Source organism: Myxococcota bacterium (assembly GCA_041389495.1).
GTDB lineage: Bacteria > Myxococcota_A > UBA9160 > UBA9160 > UBA4427 > JAWKRT01.
Genome location: JAWKRT010000001.1, coordinates 2312552 through 2337360, shown reverse-complemented (window position 1 = coordinate 2337360; position 24809 = coordinate 2312552). Strand labels below are relative to the sequence as shown.

Genomic DNA, 24809 nt, shown 5'->3' with positions numbered 1-24809 from the left:
ATGGCCCGCGACGTCCTCCTCGGGCTCGACTTCGGCGGCGGCGGGGTCCGCTGCCTGGCCCTCGACGCGCGCTCGCGCGCGACGTGGTGCGAGCATCGCGCGCTCGCGCCGCTCCCGGCCGAGCCCGCGGGCCTCGGCTTCGCGCTCGATCTCGCCGGCGCCGAGCGCGCGCTCGCGGACGCCGTTCGCGCATGCCTCGCGCGCGCGGGCGCGAGCGCGCGCGACGTGCGCGGCATCGCGTGCACGAGCCAGCGCCACACGACGGTCGCGCTCGACGCGCGCGGCGAGGTGCTGCTCGCCGCGCCGAACCGCGACGCGCGCGCGGCCGGCGAGGGGCTCCGCCTCGCCGCCGAGCACGGCGAGGCGCTCGCCGCGCGGACGGGGCACTGGCCGCTGCCCATCTTCACCGCGGCGCGCCTGCTCTGGATGCGCGCGCAGGCCGCGGACGCGTTCGCGCGCGTCGCGAAGGTCGCGAGCCTCTCCGAGTGGATGGCGCTGCGCCTGTGCGGCGAGCTCGCGACCGACCCGACGCAGGCGGGCGAGACGCTGCTCTTCGATCTCGCGGCGCGGAGCTGGTCGGACGACGCGCTCGCGCGGCTCGGTCTGGCGCGCGCGCTCTTCGCCGACGTCGCCGAGCCCGGCGCGAGGCTCGGCGCGCTCTCCGATGGCGCCGCACGCGCACTGGGCCTCGCGCCCGGGACACCGGTCGCCGCGGGAGTCGCCGACACGCAGGCCGCCCTGCTCGCGTGCGGCGCGCTCGCCCCCGGCGCGACCGCGGTCGTCGCGGGCACGACGATGCCGCTCCAGCGCGCGATCGCTTCGCGCGAGCCCGACCCCGATGCGCGGCTCTGGACGGGACAACACGCCCTTCCGGGCCTCCGCGTGCGCGAGAGCAACGCCGGGCCGGCGGGCGAGGCGCTCGCATGGATGGCCGAGCTGCTCTGCGGCGACGTGCCGACCGCCGTGCCCGCGCTGCTCGCGCTCGTGCGCGGCGCGGCGCCCGGCGCCGGCGGCGCGCTCTCGACCGTCGGTGCGAGCGTGATGGACGCGCGCGCGCAGGGCCTCCCGTTCGCGACGCTCGGCTTCTCGCCGCTCGCGCTGCCGCGCGCGGGTGCGCGCGCCGCGCTCGCGCGCGCCGCGCTCGAGGGCCTCGCGTGCGCGATCCGCGCCAACCTCGACCAGCTCGACGCGCTCGACCCGCCCGCGAACGCGAGCGACGGCGAGCCGCCCGCGATCGCGCTGACCGGCGGCCTCGCGCGCAGCGCCACCTTCGCGCAGGTGGTCGCCGACGTCGCCGATCGCGCGGTCGACGTCGCGGCCTGCCGCGAGGGCAGCGCGCTCGGCGCCGCGCTGTGCGCGGCGGTCGGCGCCGGCCTCTGCGCGAGCCTCGACGAAGCGGCGCGCACGCTCGTCGCTCCGCCCGCGCGCATCGCTCCGCGCGCCGAGCTGCGCGACGTGCACGCCGAGCTCCGCGCCGCCTGGCAGCGCCAGCGCACTGCGCGCGCCGGCGCGGACGCGGAGGCCGCGGGGCGCGCGATCGCCGCGCTGCTCGCGGGCGCGCGGCGCGCGCCGGCGGCGGCGGCGGCCGAGCGCGCACCGCACATCCTCGTCACCGCCGACCTCGCCCCGAGCGGCGTCGAGCGATTCGCCGCGCTCGGCGAGCTCGAGTACGCGAGCTACCGCGACGCGAAGCGCATGCTGAGCGGCGCCGCGCTCGTCGACGCGGCGCGCGAGGCCGACGTGCTCGTGACCGAGATCGACGTCGTCGCCGCCGACGCCGTCGCCGCGCTCCCGCGCCTGCGCGTCGTCGCGAGCTGCCGCGGCGACGCGGTGAACGTCGACGTCGCCGCGTGCACGCTGCACGGCATCCCCGTGCTGAACGCGCCCGGCCGCAACGCGGACGCCGTCGCCGACCTCGCGGTCGCGTTCGCGCTCCTGCTCGCGCGCCGGCTCCCCGGCGCGACCGCCTTCCTGCGCAGCGGCGACGTCGTGGCCGGCGACTTCGGCAAGATGGGCCAGGCCTTCGCCGCCTTCCGGGGCCGCGAGCTGTCGGGCCTCGCCATCGGGCTCGTCGGTCTCGGCGCGGTCGGCCGCAAGGTCGCGGAACGCCTGCGCGGCTTCGGCGGGCGCGTGCTCGCGACCGATCCGTTCGCCGACGCCGAGCAGGCGGCGCTCGTCGGCGCCGAGCTCGTCGCGCTCGACGAGCTGCTCGCGCGCGCCGACGTCGTGAGCCTGCACGCGCCGGTGACGGACGCGACGCGGGGGCTCGTCGACGCCGCCGCGATCGCGCGCATGAAGCCCGGCGCGATGCTCGTCAACACGGCGCGCGCGGCGCTCGTCGACGAGGACGCGCTCGCCGACGCGCTCGAGCGCGGGCACCTCGGCGGCGCGGCGCTCGACGTGTTCGGCGTCGAGCCGCCCGGCGCCGACCACCCGCTGCTGCGCGCGCCGAACGTGATCGCGACGCCGCACATCGGCGGCAACGCGGTCGAGGTCGCCGCGCACCAGGGCGCGATCATCGGCGCCGACCTCGAGCGCCTCCTGCGCGGCGAGCGCCCGCTCCACTGCCTGAACCCCGAGGTGCTCGACGGCTTCGACTGGCGCGCGCCGCGGCGGACGCCGAGCGCGGCCGAGCTCGAGGCGCTGCGCGATGCGCCGCCGCCCGCCGTCACCGATCTCGCGCGCGACGCGAAGCGCGCGGCGCCCGCGACGCGGGCGGCGAAGACCGGCGCGGCCGCGACGATCGCCGGCGCGCCGCCCGCCGCCGCCGCGCCGTCGCTTCCCGGCGACGTGCTCGCGGCGCTCGACCGCGCGCTCGACCGCTTCGTCGCGGCCATCGAGCGCGACGCGGCGTTCGCGGCCGCGGCGCGGAGCGCCGACGCGACGCTCGCCTTCCGCCTCACGGATGCCGACCGCCGCTTCGCGATCGCGCTCGCGGGCGGGGTGCGCGCGGCCGTGGGCGAGCCGCCGACGCCGCCGGACGTCGAGCTGCGCCTCCGCGCCGCCACGCTCGACGGGATGTTCACCGGGCGCCTCGACGCGATGAGCGCCGCGATGCAGGGCGACATCTCGTTCACGGGCGACGCGACGCGCGCGATGGCCCTGCAGCAGCTGCAGGCCGACCTCGAGCGCCTCTGGCGCGAAGCGCGCGCGGCCGACGCCGCCGCGCTCGACCGCCTCGCCGAGGGTGCGCCCGCCTAGCCTTCGCTGCCGAGCGCCTCGTCGACCACGCGCTTGAAGCTCGCGTACGGCTGCGCGCCGGACAGGAAGCGGCCGTTGATGAAGAAGGCGGGCGTGCCGCTCACGCCGAGCGCCTCGGCCTCCGCGAGGTCGCGGTCGATCGTCGCGGCGACCTCGCTCGACGTGCGCGCCGCTTCGAAGGCGTCGACGTCGAGGCCGATCTCGCGCGCCCAGTCCGCGTACTGCGCGTCCGAGAGCAGGCGCTGGTGCTCGAACATCCGGTTGTGCATCTCCCAGAACCGGCCCTGCCGGTCCGCGGCGATCGCGGCCGCGTGCGCGCCGCGCGCGCGCCGGTGCATCGGGAGCGGGAGGTGCTTGAACACGACGCGCAGGTCGTCGCCGTACTCCTGGCGCAGCCGCTGGAGCGTCGGGTATACGCGCGCGCAGTACGGGCACTCGAAGTCCGAGAACTCGACCACCGTGACCTTGGCCGTCTCCGGCCCCCAGGACGGTGCTCCCTCGGTGCGCACTTCGTAGCGGCGATCGTCGCTCGGCCGGGCGGCGCGCGCCTGCGACGGCGCCGCGCCGCGCTGCGCGCCGTCGAGCTGCTCGCTGAGGTCGGCGACCGCGAGCTCGAGGTCGCCCATCGCGTCGGTCGCCCGCGCGACGGCGTCGGCGACCCACCAGCCGGCACCGAGGACCGCGAGCGCGACGACGAGTGCCGCGGCGATCGTCGCGCCGCCGCTGCCCGCCGCGCCCGCGCGCGAACCGCCCGCCCCGTTGGTCTCGTCCGCCACGCTTCCGCCTCCTCTCGCGATCCGACGATGCGCCGCGCGCCCGCCGGCGCCTTCGCGCGGCGCGCGACCGGCGCGTGCCGTCGTCGATGCCGCGCCGAGCGCGGGGTCGCACTCTACGGGCGACCCGCGCGCTCCGCTACCGTGCCGCGATGCCTGCCACGGGCGCCGCCGACGCGAGCGGAACGGGCGTCTCGCACGACGCGAGCGCACGCGGCGTGCGCGACGTCGCGGCGCACCTTCCCGAGCGCATCGTCTTCTTCGACGCCGTGTGCGGCTTCTGCGACGCCGCCGTGCAGGCGCTCCTCGCGCGCGACCCGGACGGCCGGCTGCACTTCGCGCCGCTCCAGGGCGAGGCCGCCGCCGCGCTCCGCGCGGCGCGTCCCGATGCCTTCCCGCCCGGCATCGACACGTTCGTGTACGCCGCGCGCGAGCGCGGAGCGCTGCGCGTGCGCGTGCGCTCGGAGGCCGCGCTCGCGGTCGCGCGCGAGCTCGGCGTCGCGCCGCGCGCCATCGCGCTGCTGGCGCTCGTGCCGCGCCCGCTCCTCGACCTCGCCTACCGCGCGTTCGCCGCGGTCCGCTATCGCGTCTTCGGCAGGCTCGATGCATGTCGGGTTCCCACGCCGGCAGAGCGCGCGCGCTTCCTCGACTGAGCGCCCGCGTCGGCGCGCGCGCGTCACCTGGCGCGTCGCAGTGCGACTCACCGCTCGACGCGCCGGGCGTCGGCTCGGCGCCGCCGAGCCTTCGAGCGAAGCGCGCGAGGAGCCCCCGATGACGCCCTCCCCCGTCCGCCCGTGCAGCAGCGACCCCGCCGTGCGCAGCGCCGTCGCGCGCGCGCTCGACACGCGCCGACGCGTCCTCCGCGCGCGCCTGCTCGCACCGGACTGCGGCGCCGCCGAGGTGCTCGCGCTGTGCGACGGGCTCGCCGCGCTCGAGCGCGAGCGCGCGTCGAGCGTCGCTCGCCCGACCGAACGCTAGTCGCGCCCCCGCTCGGCGAGCGCGCGCGCAGCACGCGCGCGCCGTCGCTCCACCCGTCTCGTCCTCGATCGCGCGGCAGCGCGCGAGGACGCGGCCGACCTCCGGGCCGGGCGGCACGCCGCGCGCGACCACGTCGCGCCCGCGCACGGCCGCAGGCCGCGGCGCGCGCTCGATCGCGAGCGCGCGCACGCGCGCGAGGAACGCGTCGCCCGCCGCGAAGCGACGCGCGAGCGCGTCGGGCGTCGTGCGCCCGAGCGCGTCGGCGCGCGCGAGCCGCTCGAGCAGCGCGGCGTCGACGCCCGCGCCCGCGAGCGCGCGCACGAGGCGTCGATGCGCCGCGTCGCCCACGCGCTGGCGCGCGAGCTGCGAGGGCGCGAGGTGGTGCCGCACGAGCGCGGCGACGGCGCGCGCGAGCCCCGCCGGCGCGCGCAGCGATGCGAGCCACTCGCGCGCGATCCGCTCCCCCACCACCTCGTGCCCGAGCGCGCGCACGGCGTCGCCGTCGCGCCGCGTCGTCGCCGGCTTCCCGAGGTCGTGACAGAGCGCGCCCCAGAGCAGCGCGCGGTCGCGATCGCGATCGCCGGTGCGAAGGCGCCCGGCCTCGCGCACGACCAGGACGGTGTGCGTCCACACGCAGCCCTCGGGATGCCAGCGCGCGTCCTGCGGAACGCCCGCGAGCGCTATGAGCGGCGCGAAGAAGCGCAGCACCCGCGTGCGCGCGAGGACGTCGAGGCCGCGCGCGGGATCGTCCGCGAGGAGCAGGCGGTCGAGCTCGGCGAAGACGCGCTCGGCGGGAATGCCGGCGAGATCCTGGCGCGCGCACAGCGCCTCGAGCTCGCCGTCGGGCTCGGCGTCGAGGACGGCGGCGAGCCGCGCGACCCGCAGCGCGCGCAGCGGGTCGTCGCCGAAGCGCGCCGCGTCGGTCGCGCGGAGCCTGCGCGCGGCGAGGTCGGCGCGGCCCTCCCACGGGTCGAGCCACGCGCGCGCGAGCGGGTCGAAGCCGATCGCGTTGCAGCGCAGGTCGCGGCGGCGCGCCGCGCGCGCGAAGGCCGCGTCGTCCGCGTGTTCGCCGCCGAGCGAGATCTCGACGACGCGCCCGTCGTCGAGCACGACGAGCCAGACCGGGAACGCCGCACCGACGGACGGGGGCGCGCCGAGCGCGCGGTGCGCGTCGACCGGCGCGAGCCCGAAGAGCTCGAGGTCGAGGTCGCGCGACGCGCGGCCGAGCAGCGCATCGCGCACGCCACCCCCGACGGCGAGGATTCGCCCGCCGGCGTCGCGCACGCGGCGACACAGCGCGACGAGCGCCACGTCCCCCGCGAGCGCGGCCGCGGCGCGCACGGCTGCGGCCGAGTCGTCCGTCGGGCGGGCGTCCTCCGCGTCGGCGCGGCCGGGCCCGGCCACCGCGCTAGAGCTCTTCGTCCGCGTCGACCGCGTCGAGGCGCAGCGGGTGCGGCGCGTGCGCGAGCCCGCTCTCCCAGCCAGGGATGCGCGCCGCCTGCGCGAGCACCGACTCGGCGAGCGCGTCGTCGAGCAGGACCGAGTTGTTGTCGAAGCCCTCGATCAGGCTCTCCCACAGGTCGCGGCCGCCGTTCTCCCACCACGCGTCGGCCGTGCACTCGAAGTCGATCGCGATGCGAATCACGTGCGCCTTCCCCGCGGCGTGCCGCCGCGCTCGGCGCGCGGCCGCCACTGCTGCCGCGCGAGATCGATGCGCCCGTTCGCGTCGAAGCGCACGCCTTCGGATTCGAGCAGCGCGCGCTGCACGCGCTCCATCCCCGCCACCGCGCGCGCGCTCACCTCGCCGCGCCGGTTCACGACGCGCTGCCACGGCACCGACGCGGACGCGGCGAGCCGGTGCAGCGCGTAGCCGACCTGTCGCGCGTGGTCGCCGAGGCCGGCGAGCGACGCCACCTGTCCGTAGGTCGCCACGCGCCCGCGCGGGATGCGCCGCACGACGGCGTAGATGCGCTCGTACACCGCGGCCCGCGGGTCGCGCGGCGCGCGCCGCTCCATCAGGCGGCCTCGAGCCCCGCGTGGCGGAGCAGCGCTTCGGTGCGCGGCTCGCGGCCGCGGAACGCGACGAAGACCTCCATCGGCGGCCGGCTCCCGCCGAGTGCGAGCACCGTGTCGCGGAAGCGCGCGCCGGTCGCGTGGAGGGCGTCGTCGGTCTCGAGCCCCGCCTCCTCGAACGCGGCGAACGCGTCGGCCGACAGCACCTCGGCCCACTTGTAGCTGTAGTACCCGGCCGCATAGCCACCCGCGAAGATGTGGCCGAAGCTGCACAGGAAGCGGTCCTCGGGAAGCGGCGGCAGGACGGTCGTCGCGCGCGCGATGCGCCGCTGCACGTCGAAGGGCGTCTCGCCGCCCGCCTCGCCCGGCGACTCGCGGTGGTGCAGCGCGAGATCGGTGAGTGCGAAGTAGAGCTGCCGCAGCATGTCGCTCCCCGCGCGGTACGTGCGCGCGGCGCGGAGCTTCTCGAAGAGCGCGTCGGGCAGCGGCTCGCCCGTCTCGACGTGGCCCGACAGGCCGACCAGCGTGTCGCGGTGGTAGCACCAGTTCTCCATGAACTGGCTCGGCAGCTCGACCGCGTCCCACTCGATGTTGCGGATGCCCGAGGCGAGCCCGTGGTCGACGCGCGTGAGCATGTGCTGCAGGCCGTGGCCGAACTCGTGGAAGAGCGTGAGCACCTCGTCGAAGCTCATGAGCGAGGGCTTCGCACCGACCGGCCGCGTCTGGTTGCAGACGAGGTGCGCGACCGGAAGGCGCAGCGCGTCGCCGCTCTCGCCCGCGACGCGCGCGCGCGCGACGCACTCGTCCATCCACGCGCCGCCGCGCTTCTCCGCCGGACGGCTGTACGGGTCGAGGTAGAACGCGGCGATCGGCGCGCCCGCCGCGTCGCGCACGCGGAAGAAGCGCACGTCCGCGTGCCAGACGGGCGCCTCGCCGTCGGCCGGCGCGATGCGCACGTCGAACAACCGCTCGGCCAGCCGGAAGAGTCCGTCGAGCACGCGCGGGAGCGGGAAGTACGGGCGCAGCTCCTCCTCGGAGTACGCATAGCGATGCTCGCGCAGCCGCTCGGCCCAGTACGGGACGTCCCACAGCGCGAGCGACGACGCCTCCGCGGCGCCGCGCTCGGCGGCGAAGGCGCGCAGGTCGGCGAGGTCGCGCTCCGCGGCCGGGAGCGACGCGCGCCGCAGCTGCTCGAGCAGCCGCTCCACGCCCGCGACGTCGGGCGCCATCTTCGCGTCGAGCGACAGCTCGGCGAACGTCGCGAAGCCGAGCAGCCGCGCCGACTCGCCGCGCAGCGCGAGGATGCGCTCGATCAGCGGCGCGTTGTCGAGGCTTCCCTCGCTCGCGCGCGTCACGTACGCGCGGTAGAGACGCTCGCGCAGGTCGCGCCGCGGCGAGTGCTCGAGGAAGGGCACGTAGCTCGGTGCGTCGAGCGTCACGCGCCACGGGCCGGCCTCGGCGGTCGCGCCCTCCGCGCCGGCCTCGCGCGCCGCCTGCGCCGCCCCTTCGCGCCACGCGTCCGGCAGCCCCTCGACGTCGCCCGGCGCCGCGAGCTCGAGCGAGAACGCGCGCGTCGCGTCGAGCACGTGGTTGCTGAAGTGCGTGGTGAGCTCGGCGAGCTCGCGCGCGATCGCGTTGAAGCGCTCGCGCGCCGCGCCCTCGAGGCCGACGCCCGCGTGCCGCGCGTCGCGAAGCAGGCTCTCGACGATGCGCCGCTGCGCGCCGTCGAGCTGCGGCCACGCCGCGCCTTCGCGCAGCGCGCGCAGCGCGTCGTAGAGCGGGCGGCTCTGCGCGAGGCGCAGGCCGAACTCGACGACCTCGGGCTGCACGGCCTCGTGCGCGGCGCGCAGCGCCTCGCTGTTCCGCACGCCCATCAGATGCCCGACGACGCCCCAGACCCAGCCGAATGCGTCGTGGATGCGCTCGAGCGGCTCGACGACCGTCTCCCAGGTGGCCGGCGCGCCGTCGGCGAGCGCGGACTCGAGCGCCTCGAAGGCCTCGGTCTGCGCGGCGAGCATCGCGCGCACGCCGGGCTCGACGTGCTCGGGCGCGACGCGGTCGAAGCGCGGGAGCTCGCCGCGCTCGAGCAGCGGGTTGGGCGCGCCGCTCGAGGCGACGTTCGCGTCCGCAGCGGGTTCGGACGAGCGCATGGATCCTCCTGGGGCGGGCGCGCGGCAACGTAGCGAAGCGCGGACGCGCCGCGGTGCGCGACGGCGGCGCGCCGCGGCCCGCGCGCGTCAGAAGCGGAACGTCCAGCCGAGCTTGGCGACCGCGACCGTCGGGCCGCGGCGCGGGTCCGCATCGACGTCGAGCACGTCCTGCGTGAGCACGAAGTACACCTCGCGCCCGGGCGTCACGATCCACTGCGCGCGCGACTGGATGCCGACGCGGTCCGAGTCGTCGCGCCACTGCACGAGCGTGCTCCAGAGGAAGTCGGGCGTCGGCTGCCAGCCGAGGCGCGCACTCGCCGTGCGCACCGTGCCCGACCCGGCCGGCAGCTCGACCCACACGTTGCGCATCGCGAGCGCGAGCACCCAGTGCGGGCCGGCCCGCGCGACGAGCGACGGCTCGACGTCGTAGCGCTCGCCGTCGTAGAACGCGCCGGCGCCGACGAGCAGCGTCACCTGCAAGGGACGCGCGGCCGCGCTCGTCGCCACGAGCGCGCCGGAGTGCCACGTGTAGTCGCCGGGTGCGACGGGGACGCCGGCGACCGCGAAGGCCGGCGTCGTCGCCGGAACCCGATCGAATCGCTGCGCATAGCGAAGCTCGAGCCGGTCGCCGATGCGGCCCTCGACGGCCGCGAACGCGTCGACGTCGCGCGTCTGCGCGACGTTGTCGAGGTCGGTGAAGAGGCCCGCGCTCGCGCCGCCCTCGACGAAGCGCAGCGCGCCCTCCGTGCGCTGGCGCAGCTGCAGGGAGCCGCCGTAGCTGCGGGTGCCGGGCCGCGGCGCGCGGCCGAGCGCGGGCGCGAAGCGCTCCTGCAGCTCGCGGTACTCGAGCGAGAAGCTCACGGCGTCGTTCGGATACGCGATGCGCGCGCCCCACGCGAGGTCGCGACCGCCCGCGCCCTCGGTGTCGCTCTTCAGGATCCACAGGCGCTGGTCGAGCTGCTGGTCGCCGAAGAGCCGGCTCGTGCGGAAGAGCCAGTCCGCGCCGACGAGCCACGCGTCGAGGTCGCGGTGCGGGTGTCCGACCGTCGCGATCGCGCCGATGCGCGACTCCTCGAGCACGTCGACCGTCGCGCGGGCGACGCCCAGGTTCTGCGAGCCGACGCGGTCGATCGCGCCGGAGGCGTCCGCGCGCCGGAACGAGCGCTGCTGCACGTCGAGCAGCCCGAAGCTCACGCGCCCCACGCGCCCCGTCCACTTCGTGCCGCCCCACAGGTCGACGGGCTCGCCGTTCGGCGCGAGCCCGATGCGCCGCGAGTAGAACGGGCGGCCGTTCGCCGCGTCGGCGAGCCCGCCGAAGTCGAAGATCCCGGCGTCCTGCAGGAAGAAGTCGCGCTTCTCCGGGAAGAAGAGCGGAAAGCGCGTCAGGTTGACGGCGAAGTCGTCGACCTCCGTCTCCGAGAAGTCCGTGTTCACGGTGACGACGCCCGTCACGCGCGGCGACGGCTTCACGAAGACGTCGAGCGACGGATCGAACGAGAACGTCGAGCGGCCCGTGTTGCCCGGGTCGTCGCGCACGCGCGCGGTCGCCGTCGGGATGGCGTCGATGCCGAGGCCCTGCTCGAGGTCGCGCATCCCGGCGAGCTCGCCCATCTCGATGAAGTGGATGAAGCGGCGGTCCACGTCGTGCGACGCCCAGCGCACGATCTCGAGGTCGCGACGGATCACGCGCTGGACGTTGAGCCCCCAGACCTCCTCGCCGCGCTCGAACGCGACCGTCGCGAACGGGATCGCGATCTCGGCCGTCCAGCCGCGCGCGTCGATGCGCGCCTTCGCGCGCCAGATGCCGTCCCACTCGACGCGCTGCGCCTGGTCCTCGACGAGCGCGTCGCGCCGCGCGCCGAGCGCGTTCACCTGGAACAGGTACCCGGTGCGGCGGTCGTGGAACGGCGAGAGCGCGATGCTGACGAGATCGTCCTCGCCGAGCACGACGTCGCGCGCGAGGAGCTGGGCCACGATGCGCTCGGGCTGGTCGTCGAAGCAGCGCACACCGACGAAGAGCGTGCGGCCGTCGGTCGCGAGGCGGACGTCGGTCGCCTGGCTCGCGGGCGCGCCCTCGACGGGCTCGACCTGCACGAAGTCGGCGATGCGCGCCGCGCGCGTCCAGACCGGGTCGTCGAGGCGCCCGTCGATGCGCGGCGCCTCGGACGGCGCGATGCGCGCGATCTCGACGCGCGGCGGCGCACCGCCGTCCGCGGTCGCGCCGACCGCGGCGCGCGCGGCGAGCGCGAGCGCGGCCACGGCCACGGCCACGGCCACGGCCACGAGCGGGGCCGTGCGATCGCGCACGGCCGCGACGCGCGGGCGCAGCGCGCGCGCGGCGGTCGCGCACCGCACGGCGTCCACCGCTCACGCGCGCGCGGCGAGTGCGCGCGGCGCGCCCGCGGCGCTCCCCGCCACCGCGATCGCCGCGTTCAGCGCGAGCCCGATCATCCCGACGTGCACACCGCCGACGAGGGCGACACCCGCGAGCGTGAGCCCGACCGCGAACACCGTGCCCGCGGCGACCCCGGCGAGCGCGGGCGCCGCCCGCAGCCCGCGCCAGTGGAGCCCGAGCAGGAACGCGGGCGCGCACTGCACGAGCAGCTCCATCTTGAGCTCGATCAGCCGCCACAGTGTCGTGTCGCGATCGAGCGCGAGCGGCACCATCGCGACCAGCACCGCCGCGGCGATCGCCTTCCCGACGCGCGTCGTGCGCGCGTCGGCGCCCTCGCCGCCGAGCAGGTCGCGCGCGACGACCGCGCCGAGCGAGAGCAGGCACGAATCCGCGGTCGACATGATCGCGGCGAGCGCGCCGAGGAAGACCGCCACCGCGCCCGCCATCGCCGCCGGCCCGGCCTCCGCCCAGTGCCCGAGCACGAGCGGCATCACCTGGTCGGCGTCGACGTCGGGCACGCCTTCGAGCCGCGCGATCGCCGCGATGCCGATCAGCGTGACGACCAGCGTCGTGGCGAGCGGCATGAACGTCATGAGCGCGAACGAGGCGCGCAGCGCGGCGCCGCTGCGCGCGGCGTAGATGCGCTGGATGGCCTGCGGGTAGAGCACGCTCCCGATGCCGAGCAGACCGATCGTGCTGAACCAGTTCGCCTGCGTCGTCGCGCTCGGAACGAGCACGGCCTGCGGCCGCACGCGCGCGACGTCGCGCGTCACCGAGGCGAGGCCGCCCGCGTCGCCGAGCAGCCACGCGAGGAGCGCGCCGAGCCCGACGAACATCAGCACGCCCTGCGCGGCGTCCGTCCACGCGACCGCGCGCATGCCGCCGCGCGTCTCGTAGAAGAGGATCAGCAGCGCGAGGCCCGCGACGCCCCAGGCGTAGGGAATCGCGCCGTCGGTCACGATCGCCGCGACCTCGCCCATCGCCTTCAGCTGCGCGAGCAGGAAGTTCGCGAGCGCGACGGCCATCAGCGCGCCGATCGCGAGCGCGAGCGCCCGCGCGCCGCGCTCGCCCTCGAAGCGCAGCCGCACGTAGTCGCACGGCGTCACGAACGCGTGGCGCACCGACAGCGGCCGCAGCTTCGGGACGAGCGCGTGGAAGACGACGATGATCGCCATCATGAAGCCCGTCGACATCACGAACGAGTAGCCGCGTCGATAGGCGGCGCCCGGGTAGCCGAGCAGCGAGTTGCCGCTGTAGGCGGTGGCGTAGAGCGTGAGGAAGAGGACGAACGCGCCGAGCTCGCGGCCGGCGAGGAAGTGGTCGCTCGGCGTGTGGTCGCGCCGCGCGCGGCGCGCGAGCTCGGCGAGCACGAGCAGCGCGACGAGGTAGACGCCGAGCGCGGCGAGCCCGAGCGTTCCGAGCGTCATCGCCGCTCCGCGCCCGGCGCGGCGCTCGCCCCGCCCTCGCCGACCGGCGCGTCCTCGACCGTCGTCCACGACCACGCGAGCGCGTTCAGGACGGCGACGGCGACATAGCAGGCGATCGCGACCGTCACCCAGCTCGGCAGCCCGAGCCAGAGCGTCGGCGCGGCACCCGGCTCGCGGTACCAGGGAACGGAGAGCACGTAGAGCACGCCGATCGCGGCGAGCGCGACGCGGCGCCGGCGGGCGCGCGACGCGCCCGACGCGGCGGCGCGGGACGGGGACCCGGGCGCGGACTCGGCCATGCGCGCGTGTGTAGCGCACGCGCTCGCCGCCCCGGCGCGGCGCGCCTCAGTCGAAGAGCGAGCCCTGCGCGCTCGGTCGCGGCGCGTCCTCGAGCAGCAGCTCCGGCCCCTCGGCGCGCGCGTCGTTGACGCGCGGCGAGACGCGGCGCTCGGCGGTGTCGTCCGCGGGCCACGGCGCGAGGAGCGGCGCGAGCGCGCGCGCGTCGTCGATGCGGCGGTCGAGCCAGCGCTGCACGCCGGCGCCGTCGAGCAGCACCGGCATCCGGTCGTGCACGCGCGCGACGACCTCGTTGGCGCTCGTCGTCAGGATCGCGAACGTGGCGAGCGCACCGCCGTCCGGGCCGCGCCACTCCTCCCACAGCCCGGCGGCCGCCCACAGCGCGGCGCCCGCGCCGCCGCGCTCCGGCGGGTGGAACCACGTCGGCGCTCTCGCCCGGCCGCCGCGGCGCGCGCGCGGCCACTCGTAGAAGCCGGTCATCGGCACGATGCAGCGGCGCTGGCGGAGCGCCGCGCGGAACGCCGGCTTCTCGGCCGCGGTCTCGGCGCGCGCGTTGATCATGCGGGCCCCGACGCGCGGGTCGTCCGCCCACGCGGGCACGAGCCCGAAGCGGTGCGCGGCGACGAGGCGGCGCCCGTCGCCCGTCGCGCGCACGACGGGCGCCGGCTGCGCGGGTGCGACGTTGTAGCGGGGAAGCGCGAAGGCGCGCGCGGCGTCGGTCGCCTCGGCCGGCGCGAGCTCGGCCTCGAAGGCGCGCGCGATGTCCTCGGCGCGGCTCGACAGCGTGTAGCGACCGCACACGGCGCGTGCTCTTCCTCCGAGGGCTGCGAAGTCCGGCGCAGCGCCATGCGGTCCGCAACGCTCCGGGATGGCCGCGCGCTCGGCACGGCGGGGCGCGCGCCCGCCTTCGCGCTCCAGTCGGCCCTCTCGCGCGCCGAACCGCGCGGCTAGAGTACCGCCGCGCGCGACCCCCGGCGCCGCGAACCGCCCCTCGCAGGAGCCCCATGACCGCCGAACGCGCGCCGTCGTCCGACGTCCATCACGCCCTCTCCGAGCCGACCCTCCCGCTTCCGCTGCTGCTCGTGCGGTCCGCGATCGGCGGCGTCCTGATGGGCCTCGCCAATCTCGTGCCCGGCATCAGCGGCGGCACGATGCTGCTCGCGGCCGGCGTGTATCCCGCGTTCATCGGCGCGATCGCCGAGCTCACGACGCTGCGCGTGCGCACGCGCAGCATCGCGACGATCGCGGGCATCGTCGGCGCCGCGGCCGTCGCCATCCTGCTGCTCGCGGGGCCGATGAAGCAGCTCGTCGTCGAGCAGCGCTGGGTGATGTACAGCCTGTTCATCGGGCTCACGCTCGGCGGCGTGCCGCTCGTGTGGCGCCTCGCGCGGCCGGCGACCGGCGGCGTGTGGGCCGGCGCGGCGGTCGCCTTCGGTCTGATGCTGCTGATGCAGCTCGGCGGCGACGGGTCGCGAAGCGGCGACCACAGCACGCCGCTGCTCTTCGTGTCCGGGCTCGCCGGCGCCTCGGCGATGATCCTTCCCGGCGTCAGCGGCGGGTACCTGCTGCTGCTGCTCGGCCAGTACGAGACGATCCTCGGCTCGATCGACGACGTGAAGCGCGCGCTCCTCGGCGACGCGGGCTTCGACCTGGCGCTGCTCCTCGACGCGATGCACGTCGTCGTTCCCGTCGGCATCGGCGTCGTGCTCGGCGTCGTCGGCGTCAGCAACCTGCTCAAGTGGCTGCTCGATCGTCACGCGAAGCCCACACTCGGCGCGCTGCTCGGCCTCCTGTTCGGCGCCGTGGTCGGACTCTGGCCCTTCCAGACGCCGGTCGCGCCGAAGCCCGGCGACGTCGTCGAGGGCCGCGTCGTCACGCTCGAGAACGCGGCGGAGATCGACGTCGAAGACTGGGCGCTCGAGGGCTTCGACCCGAACGCCGGACAGGTCGCGGGATCGCTCGCGCTCGTGCTCGGCGGGCTCGGCGCGACGCTCGCGATCGCGCGGCTCGGCGGCGGCGAAGAGGCCTGAGCGCGCGCCGCGCGGAACGCGGGTTCCGCGCGAACGGCGCGCGCCTTCCCACGCGACCCCCTCGCACGCGCGCGCGCGGCGCGCGCGACCGCGCGCAGGCGCGCCGCAGGAGCGGCGCCAACCCGCGCCTCCGCCGTGCATCGCGCGGCGCGCGCAGGCCCCGACCGCGCGCGCGCGTGCGCGCGGACCCGCATCGCACGCTTCTTGCACCGCGCGGCCGCATGCCCCGCGACTGGGTCGGCGCCGCCTGCTTCCTGCTCGGCTTCTGGGCCGCGATCGAGCTCCTGCTCCCGCTCGCCGGCGGGTGAACGCGCGCGCGCCCTCGCCCGCCGCGCGCGATCTGCGTACCCTGCGCGCATGCCGGACCCGACGACGCGTGCGACCGCGCCTTCCCGCTCCTCCACTTCCTCCACTTCGATGACACCGCCGCGCCGCGCGAGAACCACGCTCCGCACCTGCGCCGCGGCCGGGGTCGCGATCGCACTCGCAGGGCTCGCCGCGGCCTGCGCCGAGCTCGGCCCGCTCGCCGACGCGACGAGCCCGATCTTCGACGCCGTGCTCGGGCCCGCAGGCGCGGGCGCCGCGAGCGACGAGCGCACCGTCGCCGACGGCCTGCGCGAGGCGCTCCGCGTCGGCAGCGAGCGCAGCGTCGCGCGCGTGTCGCAGCCGGGCGGCTTCGCGAGCAACCCGCTGCTGCGCATCGCGCTTCCCGACGAGTGGACGCGCGCGGCGAACGCGCTGCGCGGCGTCGGCCTCGGCAAGCCCGTCGACGACCTCGAAGCCGGCATGAACCGCGCCGCCGAGACGGCGAGCGCGGAGGCGACGGCGGTGCTGTGGGACGCCGTCCGCGGCATCACCATCCAGGACGCGTTCGCCATCCTGCGCGGCAGCGACGACGCCGCGACCACCTACTTCCGCGGCCGCACCGAGACCACGCTGCGCGCGCGCTTCGAGCCCGTCGTGACCTCGGCGATGCAGAAGGTCGGCGTCTACCAGGCGGTGCGCGACTTCACCGCGCCCATCGAGCGGCTCCCGCTCGTCAGCGTTCCGTCGCTCGACCTCGAGGCGCACGTCACGCAGCGCACGCTCGACGGGCTCTACCGCACGCTCGCGCTCGAGGAGGCGAAGATCCGGCGCGACCCGGCCGCGCGCACGACCGAGCTGCTGCGACGCGTGTTCGGGAGCTGAGCGCGCCGCGGCGCGCTCGACGACTCCGCGACGCGCCTAACGACTCCGCGGCCGGCCGCGCCCGCGCGGCGCGCCCTTCGGCGCTCCCGTCCGCGCGCCCTTCGGCGACGCGGAGTTCTTCCGCACGCCCTTCCGCGCGCCCGTCGCCGCAGCGGGGCCCTTTCGCGCGGCGGGGTGCTTCGGCGACGCCGCGCCGCCGGCCGAAGGCCTCCCCCGGCCGCTCGCGCTGTCCTTCTCGCGCTCCGGTCGGCCCGCGCGCGCCGGTCGCGTCGCGCGCTCCGGTCGGGCCGTGCGCTCCGGTCGGCCCGTGCGCGCCGGTTGCGTCGCGCGCGCCGGTCGGGCGGCGCGCTTCGCCCGCTGCGGGCGCGACGGGCGCGCGCAGTCGCCCGGTGCCGCGGCGGTGCGGGCCGCGCGCGCCGCTCCCGGCTCCCGGGCTTCCCGTCGTGCGCGGCGCGCTCGCCGCGCTCGTCGTACCCGTCGCTCCCGCCGCCCGCGCGCCCGCGCGCGAGCGCGCGACAGTGCGCGCGCAGGCGCTCCACCTCGTCGGCTCGCAGCGCGCGCGCCGCGCCGCGCTCGAGCCGGCCGAGCCGCAGCGGCCCCATGCGCACGCGCTCGAGCCGCTTCACGGGATGCCCGAGCGCGATCAGGCTGCGGCGGATCTGTCGCTTGCGACCCTCGCGCAGCACGAGACGCAGGCGCGTCGTGTCGCTCTCGGGGTCGTAGTGCGCGGCCTCGACGCGCGCGGGCGCCGTCGGGCCGTCTTCGAGACGCACACCGCGCTCGAGCCGCCCGCGCGCCGCATCGCCGAGCTCGCCCTTCGCCACGACGACGTACTCGCGCTCGCTCCCGAGCGACGGGTGCAGCAGCGCGTGCGCCATCGCGCCGTCGTTGGTGAGCAGCAGGAGGCCTTCGGTGTCGGCGTCGAGCCGGCCGACGGGGAACACGCGTCCGGCCGCCGCGGGCACGAGCGCCATCACCGTGCGGCGGCCTTCCGGATCGCGCAGCGTCGTCAGCACACCGCGCGGCTTGTTGACGACCCAGTACGACGGGCGGTCGAGCTCGAGGCGCTCGCCGTCGAGCGCGACGCGCTGACGCACCGGGTCCGCCGCGTCGCCGAGCGTCGCGACGCGGCCGTCGACCGTGACGCGCCCTTCCTCGACGAGCTTCTCGCACGCGCGCCGCGAGCCGAAGCCCGCGAGCGCGAGGAGCTTCTGCAGACGGACCGCTCCGTCGGGCGCCGCCGTCCGCGCGGCGGGCACCCGGCGCTTTCGCCTGGCCGTCATCGGGTGTGCTCGCTAGTCCGTGTCGTCGTCGTCGAACGCGTCGTCGTCGTCGGACGCATCGTCGCCGTCGGACGCGTCGTCGCCGTCGGCGATCGGCACGCCGGCGACGACGATCTCCGGCCCGCGCCAGTCCTCGTCGGCCGCGTCCTCGTCGGCCGCGCCGGCGTCGTCGTCGACGACGGCTCCGCTGGCGTCGCCGGCGACCTCGGGCGCGCCCGCGACCGCCTCCGCGACGGCGTCGTCCTCGGCCGCGTCGTCCTCGGCCGCGTCGGTCGGGACGAGGCCCTGCTCGCGCGCGAGCTCGTCGAGCTCGCGCAGCGCGGGGAGATCCTTCAGCGAGTCGAGCCCGAAGACCTCGAGGAAGCGGCGCGTCGTCCCGTAGACCATCGGACGCCCCGGCACCTCGCGATGGCCCGCGATGCGGATCAGGTGGCGGTCGAGCAGGCTCTTCAGCACGGGCCCGCACTCGACCCCGCGCACGTCCTCGATCTCGGCGCGCGTCGCCGGCTGCCGGTAGGCGACGATCGACAGCGTCTCGAGCGCGGCGCGCGACAGGCGCAGCGGCCGCTGGCGCTGGAGCTTCTGCAGGTAGCCCGAGAACTCGGCGCGCGTGCGGATCTGGTAGCCGCCCGCGACCTCCCAGATCTCGAAGGCGCGGTCCTGCTCCTGATAGGCCGTGTTCAGCTCGTTCAGGAGGTCCTTCACCTTCGCGGGCTTCAGATAGGGAACGATCTCCGCCAGGCGCGCCGCGCTGATCGGCTCGGGCGAGGCCAGCACGAGCGCCTCCACGATGCGTCGCTGTTCGTCGCGATCCACGGCTCCTCCTCCGCGCCCTACATCAGGTCCGAGATGCGCTCGCGCCAGTGCGGGAGCGTGCGGCGGTCGTCCGCGACGAGCCGCAGGCGGATGGGGCCCTCCGGGCTGCCGCGCTCGCCGAGGCTCTGGAAGATCCGGATCGCCTCGAGCCGCGCGAGCTCGAGGATCGCGAGGAAGCTCGCGACGACGATCTGCCGCGTCGGCGGCCGCCCGTCGTCGCGCTCGAAGATCTGCGTGAACTCGATCGTGCCCGCGCGCTCCATCTTCTCCATGATCGCGATGACGCGCTCGCGGACCGTGAACTCCTCGACCTCGAGCTCGACCGCGTGCACCGTCGGCTCCGCGTCGGCGCGGTCGAGCACGTGCCGGAAGGCCTCGAGCAGGTCGAAGAGCCCGACCTCGATCTCGCGCTCGGCCTCGGGCACCGGCTCGGGCTCGGCGCCCTGCGCCTCGAACACGTCGCGCCCGAGCAGGCGCCGCCGCCCGAGCAGCTCGGCCGCCTCCTTGAAGCGCTGGTACTCGAGCAGCCGCGCGACGAGCTCCGCGCGCGGATCGAGCCCCTCGTCCTCGTCGGTCGTGCCGTCGGGCGGCAGCAGCATGCGCGACTTGATCCACGCGAGCGTCGCCGCCATCACGAGGTACTCGCCCGCCACGTCGAGCTGCAGCTCGCGCATCATCTCGAGGTAGTCGAGGTACTGGTCGGCGATGCGCGCGACCGGGATGTCCGTGATCTCGACCTCGTTCTGCCGGATCAGGTGCAGCAGCAGGTCGAGCGGCCCCTCGAACACCTCGAGCTTGACCGCATACGCACCGGCCGTGCCGATCGCGCCATCGCGCACGACCACGAGATCGCTCTGGGACTCGCCGCTCGAGCTCAAGGAACCGCCTCGGATCTTCGCTGGCCGCACCGCGCTGCGATGCGGCGAAGGGGCGCGCGGTGGGGGCCGCCGCCCGGCGCGGCCGGCACTTCCGTGCCCGCCGGAGCCGCGCGGCAGTATGGACGAGCCGCGGGGGGGCGGCAACGCGGGCCGGGGCTCGCGCGCGAGCGCGTCGGCGCGCCTCGGAAGCGCGACGTCGCGTCGCTGTGCGATCGCCGCGTTCAGCCTCCGATCGCGCCGCGGCCGTGGGGACGGTCGAGGTCGAGATCGGGGCCGACGGGCACGACGCCGGTCGGGTTGATGGTCGCGTGGCTGCGGTAGTAGTGCTGCTTGATGTGGGAGAAGTCGACGGTGTCGGCGATGCCCGGCACCTGGTAGAGCTCGCGCAGGTAGCCCGACAGGTGCGGGTAGTCCGCGATCCGGCGCAGGTTGCACTTGAAGTGCCCGACGTAGACGGCATCGAAGCGGATCAACGTCGTGAAGAGCCGCCAGTCCGCTTCGGTGATGCGGTCGCCGACGAGGTAGCGCCGTCGGGCGAGACGCTCCTCGAGGTGGTCGAGGGCCTCGAAGAGCGCGGCGAAGGCCTCCTCGTAGGCGTCCTGCGTCGTCGCGAAGCCACAGCGGTAGACGCCGTTGTTGATGCGCGGGTAGACGAAGGCGTTCACGTCGTCGATCTCGGCGCGCAGTGGCTCGGGGTAGAAGTCGACGCGCGTGGTCGCGAGGGCGTCGAACTCGCCGCCCAGCATGCGGATGATCTCGCTCGACTCGTTGTTGACGATGGTCTCGTGCTCGCGATCCCAGAGCACGGGCACGGTCACGCGGCCCGTGTAGCGGGCGTCGGCGCGCGTGTAGACCTCGTGCAGGAAGCGGCTTCCGTGCACGACGTCGGGAATCGCGCCCGGCGCCTCCGAGAAGACCCAGCCGTTCTCGCCCATCAAGGGGTCGACGACCGAGAGCGGGATCGCGTCCTCGAGGCCGGCGAGCTTGCGGTAGATCAGCGTGCGGTGCGCCCACGGACACGCGAGCGAGACGTAGAGGTGGTAGCGGCCCGCCTCGGGCGCGAAGCGCGTCGAGCCATCGGCCCGCACCCACTCGCGGAACTGGCTCTCGGTGCGGACGAACCGGCCGCCCGTCGACGCGGTGTCGTACCAGCGATCCTTCCAGACTCCGTCGACCAGCAATCCCATGACCTACCTCCAGGTGTCGCGCGGGCGTCGCGTGGCGCGCGCGGACCGAACGGACGACGCGCGCATCACGACACCATGTACTTGATGTCGGCGTGGAACGTCGGATAGGCGTAGACGCGCTCGGCGAGCTCCGACGCGGGCATCCCCTTCTCGACCGCGATCGCGAAGGCGTGGATGGTCTCCTCCGCGCCGTGGCCGACCAGGTGCGCGCCGAGGATGCGACCGCTCCCCTTCTCGACGAGCACCTTCGCCCACGCCGCCGTCTCGCCGTGCGTGCGCGCCGAGCGCCAGCCCGTCATGTCGTGCGTCCGGACGTCGAAGTCGAAGCCGGCCTCGCGCGCGGCCGCCTCGCTCCACCCGACCGTCGCGAGCGCCGGCACGGTGTAGACGGCCGCCGGCTGATGGCCGTAGCGCGCGGGCTCGAGCGCGTCGTGCGTGAGGTTGTGCCCGACCACGCGGCCCTCGTACGTCGCGAGCGGCGAGAGCTGCGGCCGACCGGGGATCGCGTCTCCGGCGAAGAAGACGTCCGGGTTCTCGACGCTGCGCAGGTACGCATCGAGCTCGACGCGGCCTCCTTCGAGCGTGATGCCGGCCGCCGCGAGGTCGAGCCCGGCGAGATCCGCGACGCGACCCGCGCCGTTCGCCGCGCACTCGCTGCGAGCGACGGCGCTCGCGCCACCGCTGCGGTACCGGATCGCGTAGCCGTCGCCGCGCCTCTCGATGCCGTCGATCGCGACGGACGTCTCGATGCGCACGCCGAGCTCGCGGGTGAGCGCGGCGAGCCGGTCGGTGGCGTCCGGATCGAGCGTCGGGAGCACGCGCGGCGCGACCTCGAGCAGTGTGACCCGCGAGCCCGCGCGCGCCAGCACGTGCGCGAACTCGAAGGCGATCACGCCCGCCCCGACGAAGGTGATCGACTCGGGGAGCGCCGGGAGCTCGAGCAGCGCGTCGCTCGTGACGAGGTGCTCGGCTCCCGGGATCGGCAGCGAACGCGGCGTCGAGCCGGTCGCCACGACGATCTTCCCGGCCGCGTGGCGCTCGCCGGCGACCGAGACCTCGCGGCGACCCGTGAAGCGCGCGCGGCCGCGCAGGAGCGCGATTCCACGATCCGCCAGGCTCTTCTCGAGCTGCTCGGGAACGCCCTCGACGAAGGTCCGCTCGCGCTCGATCAGGCCGGGCCAGTCGAGCACGGGCGCGCCCACCGCGATGCGATGCGTGCCCGCTCGCGCGATCGCGTCGAGCACCTGCGCCGCGGCCACGAGGACCTTCTTGGGCACGCAGCCGCGCAGCGGGCACACGCCGCCCACGTCGCGCGCCTCCACCACGAGGACCCGCTGCCCCGCGGCGGCGGCCGCGCCGGCGGCCGCGATTCCCGCGTTTCCGGCTCCCAGGACCAGGACGTCGTGCTCGGCGATCATCGGTGCCTCCTCTCGGCGACGATCCAAAGCAGGTCTCGTGCCACCGCGCGGGCCGCGCGCCACGCGCACGCGGGCACGGCGCGCCCCCGCGCCGTCGCGCGGCGAGCGGGCGGCGCCTCGAGATTGCGTCGTCGTCACGAGATCGCGTTGTCGCGCGCGGCGAATTCGGAGACTCTCGGGGGCGGATGACCTCCTCCGACTCCTTCGCGCTCCCGTTCGAAGCGGTTCGCGGGCTGCTCCTCGACCTCGCGCGCGAGCGCGCGCTCGATCGCCTGCTCGAGCTCATCGTGCAGCGGCTCGCCGCACACCCCGACGTCGCGCTCGCCCGCATCTGGCTGGTCCGTCCCGGCGACATCTGCCCGACGTGCCCGCTGCGCGAGGAGTGCCCCGGCCGCGAGCCGTGTCTGCACCTCGTGATGAGCGCCGGGCATCCGCGCGAGCGCGGCGCGGACTGGTCGCGCATCGACGGCGACTTCCGTCGCTTTCCGATCGGGCGGCGGAAGGTCGGGAGCGTCGCCGCGACGGTCGAGGCCGTGTGCGTCGAGGACGCGCGCGACGACTCCCGGTGGATCGCGCGGCCCGCGTGGGCGCGACGCGAGGAGATCCTCGGCTTCGGAGGCCAGCCGCTCGTCTATCACGGCGAGGTGCTCGGCGTGCTCGGCGTGTTCACCCGCCGCTGCATGCGCTCCGAGGCGCTCGACTCGCTGCGCATGCTCGCCGACCACGCGGCCGCCGCGATCGCGAACGCGCGCGCGTTCGAGGAGAACGCGCGCCTTCGCCAGCAGCTCGAGCTCGAGAACGAGTACCTGCGCGAGGAGATCAGCGAGCACCAGGCGTTCGGCGAGATCGTGGGCACGAGCGCGGCGATCCGGAGGATCGGGGAGCAGATCGAGCAGGTCGCCCCCACCGACGCGACGGTGCTGATCCTCGGCGAATCGGGAACGGGCAAGGAGCTCGTCGCGCGCGAGATCCACCGCCGCAGCCGCCGCGAGGATCGCGCGATGATCCGCGTCAACTGCGCCTCGGTCCCGAAGGAGCTCTACGAGAGCGAGTTCTTCGGCCACGTGAAGGGCGCGTTCACGGGCGCGGTGCGCGACCGCGTGGGCCGCTTCGCCGCCGCCGACGGCGGCACGCTCTTCCTGGACGAGGTCGGGGAGATCCCGCTCGCGCTCCAGAGCAAGCTCCTGCGCGTGCTGCAGGAGGGCCAGTACGAGCGCGTCGGCGACGACCGCACGCGCAGCGCCGACGTGCGCATCATCGCCGCCACGAACCGCGACCTCGCGCAGGAGGTCCGCGAGGGCCGCTTCCGCGAGGACCTCTACTACCGGCTGAACGTCTTCCCGATCGAGGCGCCGCCGCTGCGCGAGCGCGCGGAGGACGTCGCGCTGCTCGCCCAGCAGTTCCTCGATCGCGCGAACCGCAAGCACGAGCGGCGCGCCCGCCTCGGCGACGGCGACCTCGACGCGCTTCGTCGCCACGCGTGGCCGGGCAACGTCCGGGAGCTGCAGAACGTGATCGAGCGCGCGGTCATCACCGCGAAGGGCACCGCGCTGCAGCTCGACCTCCCGGGCTCGCGGCGCGACGTCGACGTCGACGTCGACATGGACCGCGCCGAGGCAGGCGCGCCCCGGCGCTCCGACATCCTCACCGAGGAGGCGATGCGCGACCTCGAGCGGAGCAACCTCCTCGCCGCGCTCGAGCGCGCGGGCGGCAAGGTCTACGGCGCCGGCGGCGCCGCGGAGCTGCTCGGCATGAAGCCGACGACGCTCGCCTCGCGGCTCGAGCGACTCGGCCTGAAGCGCACGACCTAGCACCGGCGAGCGCCCTCGTCCGAAGGGCGGCACGCGCGTTGCAATTCCATCGACGGAGCTCGGCGGCAGATCCCCTTCCGCCGACGTCCGGAGGTGGAACGTGTCGGCTCTCTCTTCGCAGGTCGCGCTCGGTCTGATCGTCGCTGCAGCCGCGTCCGCACAGACGCCGCGGCCCATGGATCTCGCGAACCCGGCGGCGCGCTGGGTCGCGGTGCGCGCCCTCGTCGCGCCGTCGGATGCCGCGGACGGACGGCTCAGCCCGCCCGCGCGCGCCTGGTACGAGCCCGGTGCGACGCCGGGCGAGCGCGTCGTGAGCGTCCCCGGCCCCGAGGTCGAGCGCGTCTTCTTCGCGGACCGCAAGGCCGTCGCGAGCAGCTTCTCCGACTTCGTATGGGTGCTCGACGCGGCGAGCGGACACGTCCTCGCGGCATCGTTCTCGGGAGCCATCGACGAGCCGGTCGAGATCGGCCCCCTCCACACGTCCGTCGAGGTCTCGATCGCGGCGTCCTTCAGCACGCGCATGCCCGGTGGCTATCGGAGGCCGCATCGCATCGCGGGCCGGAGCGTGATCGCCTACTGCGCGGACGCGCGCCACCGCGACTGCACGGCGGTCGCGACCGCCGCCTACGACCCCGAATCCGGCCGCGTGCGCGCGAACGGCGCCGTCTGCGCGACCTGGCGATCGCTCCGGACGCTCGCGTACACGTCGCTCGGCCAGGCGTGGTTCACGGAGCTCGAGAGCGAGGACGCGCCTCCGCGACGGCCGCGGCGCGCGCCGCTCCTGCTCGCCGCAGAAGGTGCGCCGCCCGCGTGCTGAGCGCGCGCGGTCGCGCACCACGAAGCGTCGTGACGCGGCCCACGCAATCTCGGGACGCCGCCCCGATCGCCGCGACCCGCGATTCCCGGAAGCACTGGAGCTGCGAACGGAATCCGACCGCGACCCGCCTGGCACATCACGTGCACT

At 76.0% G+C, this 24809-nt stretch carries 21 protein-coding genes; 8 read left to right on the top strand and 13 right to left on the bottom strand.

What is annotated here, in order from left to right; translation table 11 throughout:
- A complete protein-coding gene (locus tag R3E88_10375) occupies window positions 1-3201 on the top strand; it encodes an NAD(P)-dependent oxidoreductase (protein ID MEZ4216870.1) in 3201 nt (1066 codons plus the stop codon).
- Here R3E88_10375 and R3E88_10370 read toward each other — a convergent pair.
- Window positions 3198-3977, bottom strand: a complete 780-nt coding sequence (locus R3E88_10370; GenBank protein ID MEZ4216869.1) for a thioredoxin domain-containing protein — start codon at window positions 3975-3977, stop codon at window positions 3198-3200. The genes R3E88_10375 and R3E88_10370 overlap by 4 nt on opposite strands.
- Before the next feature lie 149 nt (window positions 3978-4126).
- On the opposite strand from R3E88_10370, the gene R3E88_10365 reads away from it, so the two are divergent.
- Both R3E88_10365 and R3E88_10360 read left to right on the top strand, forming a co-directional pair.
- Window positions 4127-4627: a DCC1-like thiol-disulfide oxidoreductase family protein gene (locus R3E88_10365; GenBank protein ID MEZ4216868.1), complete on the top strand. Its 501-nt coding sequence runs from the start codon at window positions 4127-4129 to the stop codon at window positions 4625-4627.
- A 118-nt stretch (window positions 4628-4745) separates the two neighbouring features.
- The gene (locus tag R3E88_10360) at window positions 4746-4952 is read left to right on the top strand and encodes a hypothetical protein (GenBank protein MEZ4216867.1); all 207 of its coding nucleotides are present in this window, start codon (window positions 4746-4748) and stop codon (window positions 4950-4952) included.
- Window positions 4953-6360: 1408 nt separating this feature from the next.
- On the opposite strand, the gene R3E88_10355 is transcribed toward R3E88_10360, so the two are convergent.
- From R3E88_10355 to R3E88_10325, 7 genes are all read right to left on the bottom strand, one after another.
- A complete protein-coding gene (locus R3E88_10355; GenBank protein ID MEZ4216866.1) occupies window positions 6361-6597 on the bottom strand; it encodes a hypothetical protein in 237 nt (78 codons plus the stop codon).
- The gene (locus R3E88_10350) at window positions 6594-6968 is read right to left on the bottom strand and encodes an MGMT family protein (protein ID MEZ4216865.1); all 375 of its coding nucleotides are present in this window, start codon (window positions 6966-6968) and stop codon (window positions 6594-6596) included. The genes R3E88_10355 and R3E88_10350 overlap by 4 nt, the downstream gene beginning before the upstream one ends.
- A complete protein-coding gene (locus tag R3E88_10345) occupies window positions 6968-9115 on the bottom strand; it encodes a M3 family metallopeptidase (protein ID MEZ4216864.1) in 2148 nt (715 codons plus the stop codon). Before R3E88_10345 ends, R3E88_10350 begins: the two co-directional genes overlap by 1 nt.
- 87 nt (window positions 9116-9202) lie before the next feature.
- The gene (locus R3E88_10340) at window positions 9203-11470 is read right to left on the bottom strand and encodes a DUF5916 domain-containing protein (protein MEZ4216863.1); all 2268 of its coding nucleotides are present in this window, start codon (window positions 11468-11470) and stop codon (window positions 9203-9205) included.
- A 12-nt stretch (window positions 11471-11482) separates the two neighbouring features.
- Entirely contained in the window at window positions 11483-12937 is a 1455-nt protein-coding gene (locus tag R3E88_10335; protein MEZ4216862.1) for a sodium:solute symporter family protein, read from the bottom strand.
- Window positions 12934-13236, bottom strand: a complete 303-nt coding sequence (locus R3E88_10330) for a hypothetical protein (GenBank protein MEZ4216861.1) — start codon at window positions 13234-13236, stop codon at window positions 12934-12936. The genes R3E88_10335 and R3E88_10330 overlap by 4 nt, the downstream gene beginning before the upstream one ends.
- 46 nt (window positions 13237-13282) lie before the next feature.
- Entirely contained in the window at window positions 13283-14035 is a 753-nt protein-coding gene (locus tag R3E88_10325) for an SOS response-associated peptidase (GenBank protein MEZ4216860.1), read from the bottom strand.
- Between the two features lie 203 nt (window positions 14036-14238).
- Between R3E88_10325 and R3E88_10320 the strand changes: the two genes are divergently transcribed.
- From R3E88_10320 to R3E88_10310, 3 genes are all read left to right on the top strand, one after another.
- Window positions 14239-15264: a DUF368 domain-containing protein gene (locus R3E88_10320; protein ID MEZ4216859.1), complete on the top strand. Its 1026-nt coding sequence runs from the start codon at window positions 14239-14241 to the stop codon at window positions 15262-15264.
- Between the two features lie 176 nt (window positions 15265-15440).
- Window positions 15441-15572 carry a hypothetical protein gene (locus R3E88_10315; protein MEZ4216858.1) on the top strand — a complete coding sequence of 44 codons (132 nt, stop codon included), beginning with the start codon at window positions 15441-15443 and terminating at the stop codon, window positions 15570-15572.
- A gap of 109 nt (window positions 15573-15681) precedes the next feature.
- Window positions 15682-16452, top strand: a complete 771-nt coding sequence (locus tag R3E88_10310; GenBank protein MEZ4216857.1) for a DUF4197 domain-containing protein — start codon at window positions 15682-15684, stop codon at window positions 16450-16452.
- On the opposite strand, the gene R3E88_10305 is transcribed toward R3E88_10310, so the two are convergent.
- From R3E88_10305 to R3E88_10285, 5 genes are all read right to left on the bottom strand, one after another.
- Window positions 16362-17735, bottom strand: coding sequence for a pseudouridine synthase (locus R3E88_10305; GenBank protein ID MEZ4216856.1), 1374 nt, complete (start codon window positions 17733-17735; stop codon window positions 16362-16364). The genes R3E88_10310 and R3E88_10305 overlap by 91 nt on opposite strands.
- Window positions 17736-17747: 12 nt before the next feature.
- Window positions 17748-18551 (bottom strand): SMC-Scp complex subunit ScpB, encoded by an 804-nt coding sequence (scpB, locus tag R3E88_10300; GenBank protein MEZ4216855.1) that lies wholly within the window; start codon window positions 18549-18551, stop codon window positions 17748-17750.
- Window positions 18552-18568: 17 nt separating this feature from the next.
- Entirely contained in the window at window positions 18569-19429 is an 861-nt protein-coding gene (locus R3E88_10295; GenBank protein MEZ4216854.1) for a segregation/condensation protein A, read from the bottom strand.
- Between the two features lie 221 nt (window positions 19430-19650).
- The gene (locus tag R3E88_10290; protein MEZ4216853.1) at window positions 19651-20616 is read right to left on the bottom strand and encodes a glutathione S-transferase family protein; all 966 of its coding nucleotides are present in this window, start codon (window positions 20614-20616) and stop codon (window positions 19651-19653) included.
- Window positions 20617-20681: 65 nt separating this feature from the next.
- The gene (locus tag R3E88_10285) at window positions 20682-22034 is read right to left on the bottom strand and encodes an NAD(P)/FAD-dependent oxidoreductase (GenBank protein ID MEZ4216852.1); all 1353 of its coding nucleotides are present in this window, start codon (window positions 22032-22034) and stop codon (window positions 20682-20684) included.
- A gap of 185 nt (window positions 22035-22219) precedes the next feature.
- Between R3E88_10285 and R3E88_10280 the strand changes: the two genes are divergently transcribed.
- Both R3E88_10280 and R3E88_10275 read left to right on the top strand, forming a co-directional pair.
- Window positions 22220-23845, top strand: coding sequence for a sigma 54-interacting transcriptional regulator (locus R3E88_10280; protein MEZ4216851.1), 1626 nt, complete (start codon window positions 22220-22222; stop codon window positions 23843-23845).
- A gap of 100 nt (window positions 23846-23945) precedes the next feature.
- Window positions 23946-24662, top strand: a complete 717-nt coding sequence (locus R3E88_10275) for a hypothetical protein (GenBank protein ID MEZ4216850.1) — start codon at window positions 23946-23948, stop codon at window positions 24660-24662.
- Window positions 24663-24809 lie beyond the last annotated feature (147 nt).

Coding starts and splice junctions, on each gene's coding strand:
- R3E88_10360 (MEZ4216867.1), top strand. CDS start 4,746: ATGACGCCCTCCCCCGTCCGCCCGTGCAGCAGCGACCCCGCCGTGCGC.
- R3E88_10345 (MEZ4216864.1), bottom strand. CDS start 9,115: ATGCGCTCGTCCGAACCCGCTGCGGACGCGAACGTCGCCTCGAGCGGC.
- R3E88_10330 (MEZ4216861.1), bottom strand. CDS start 13,236: ATGGCCGAGTCCGCGCCCGGGTCCCCGTCCCGCGCCGCCGCGTCGGGC.
- R3E88_10310 (MEZ4216857.1), top strand. CDS start 15,682: ATGACACCGCCGCGCCGCGCGAGAACCACGCTCCGCACCTGCGCCGCG.
- R3E88_10375 (MEZ4216870.1), top strand. CDS start 1: ATGGCCCGCGACGTCCTCCTCGGGCTCGACTTCGGCGGCGGCGGGGTC.
- R3E88_10335 (MEZ4216862.1), bottom strand. CDS start 12,937: ATGACGCTCGGAACGCTCGGGCTCGCCGCGCTCGGCGTCTACCTCGTC.
- R3E88_10305 (MEZ4216856.1), bottom strand. CDS start 17,735: ATGACGGCCAGGCGAAAGCGCCGGGTGCCCGCCGCGCGGACGGCGGCG.
- R3E88_10280 (MEZ4216851.1), top strand. CDS start 22,220: ATGACCTCCTCCGACTCCTTCGCGCTCCCGTTCGAAGCGGTTCGCGGG.
- R3E88_10350 (MEZ4216865.1), bottom strand. CDS start 6,968: ATGGAGCGGCGCGCGCCGCGCGACCCGCGGGCCGCGGTGTACGAGCGC.
- R3E88_10285 (MEZ4216852.1), bottom strand. CDS start 22,034: ATGATCGCCGAGCACGACGTCCTGGTCCTGGGAGCCGGAAACGCGGGA.
- R3E88_10320 (MEZ4216859.1), top strand. CDS start 14,239: ATGACCGCCGAACGCGCGCCGTCGTCCGACGTCCATCACGCCCTCTCC.
- R3E88_10290 (MEZ4216853.1), bottom strand. CDS start 20,616: ATGGGATTGCTGGTCGACGGAGTCTGGAAGGATCGCTGGTACGACACC.
- R3E88_10365 (MEZ4216868.1), top strand. CDS start 4,127: ATGCCTGCCACGGGCGCCGCCGACGCGAGCGGAACGGGCGTCTCGCAC.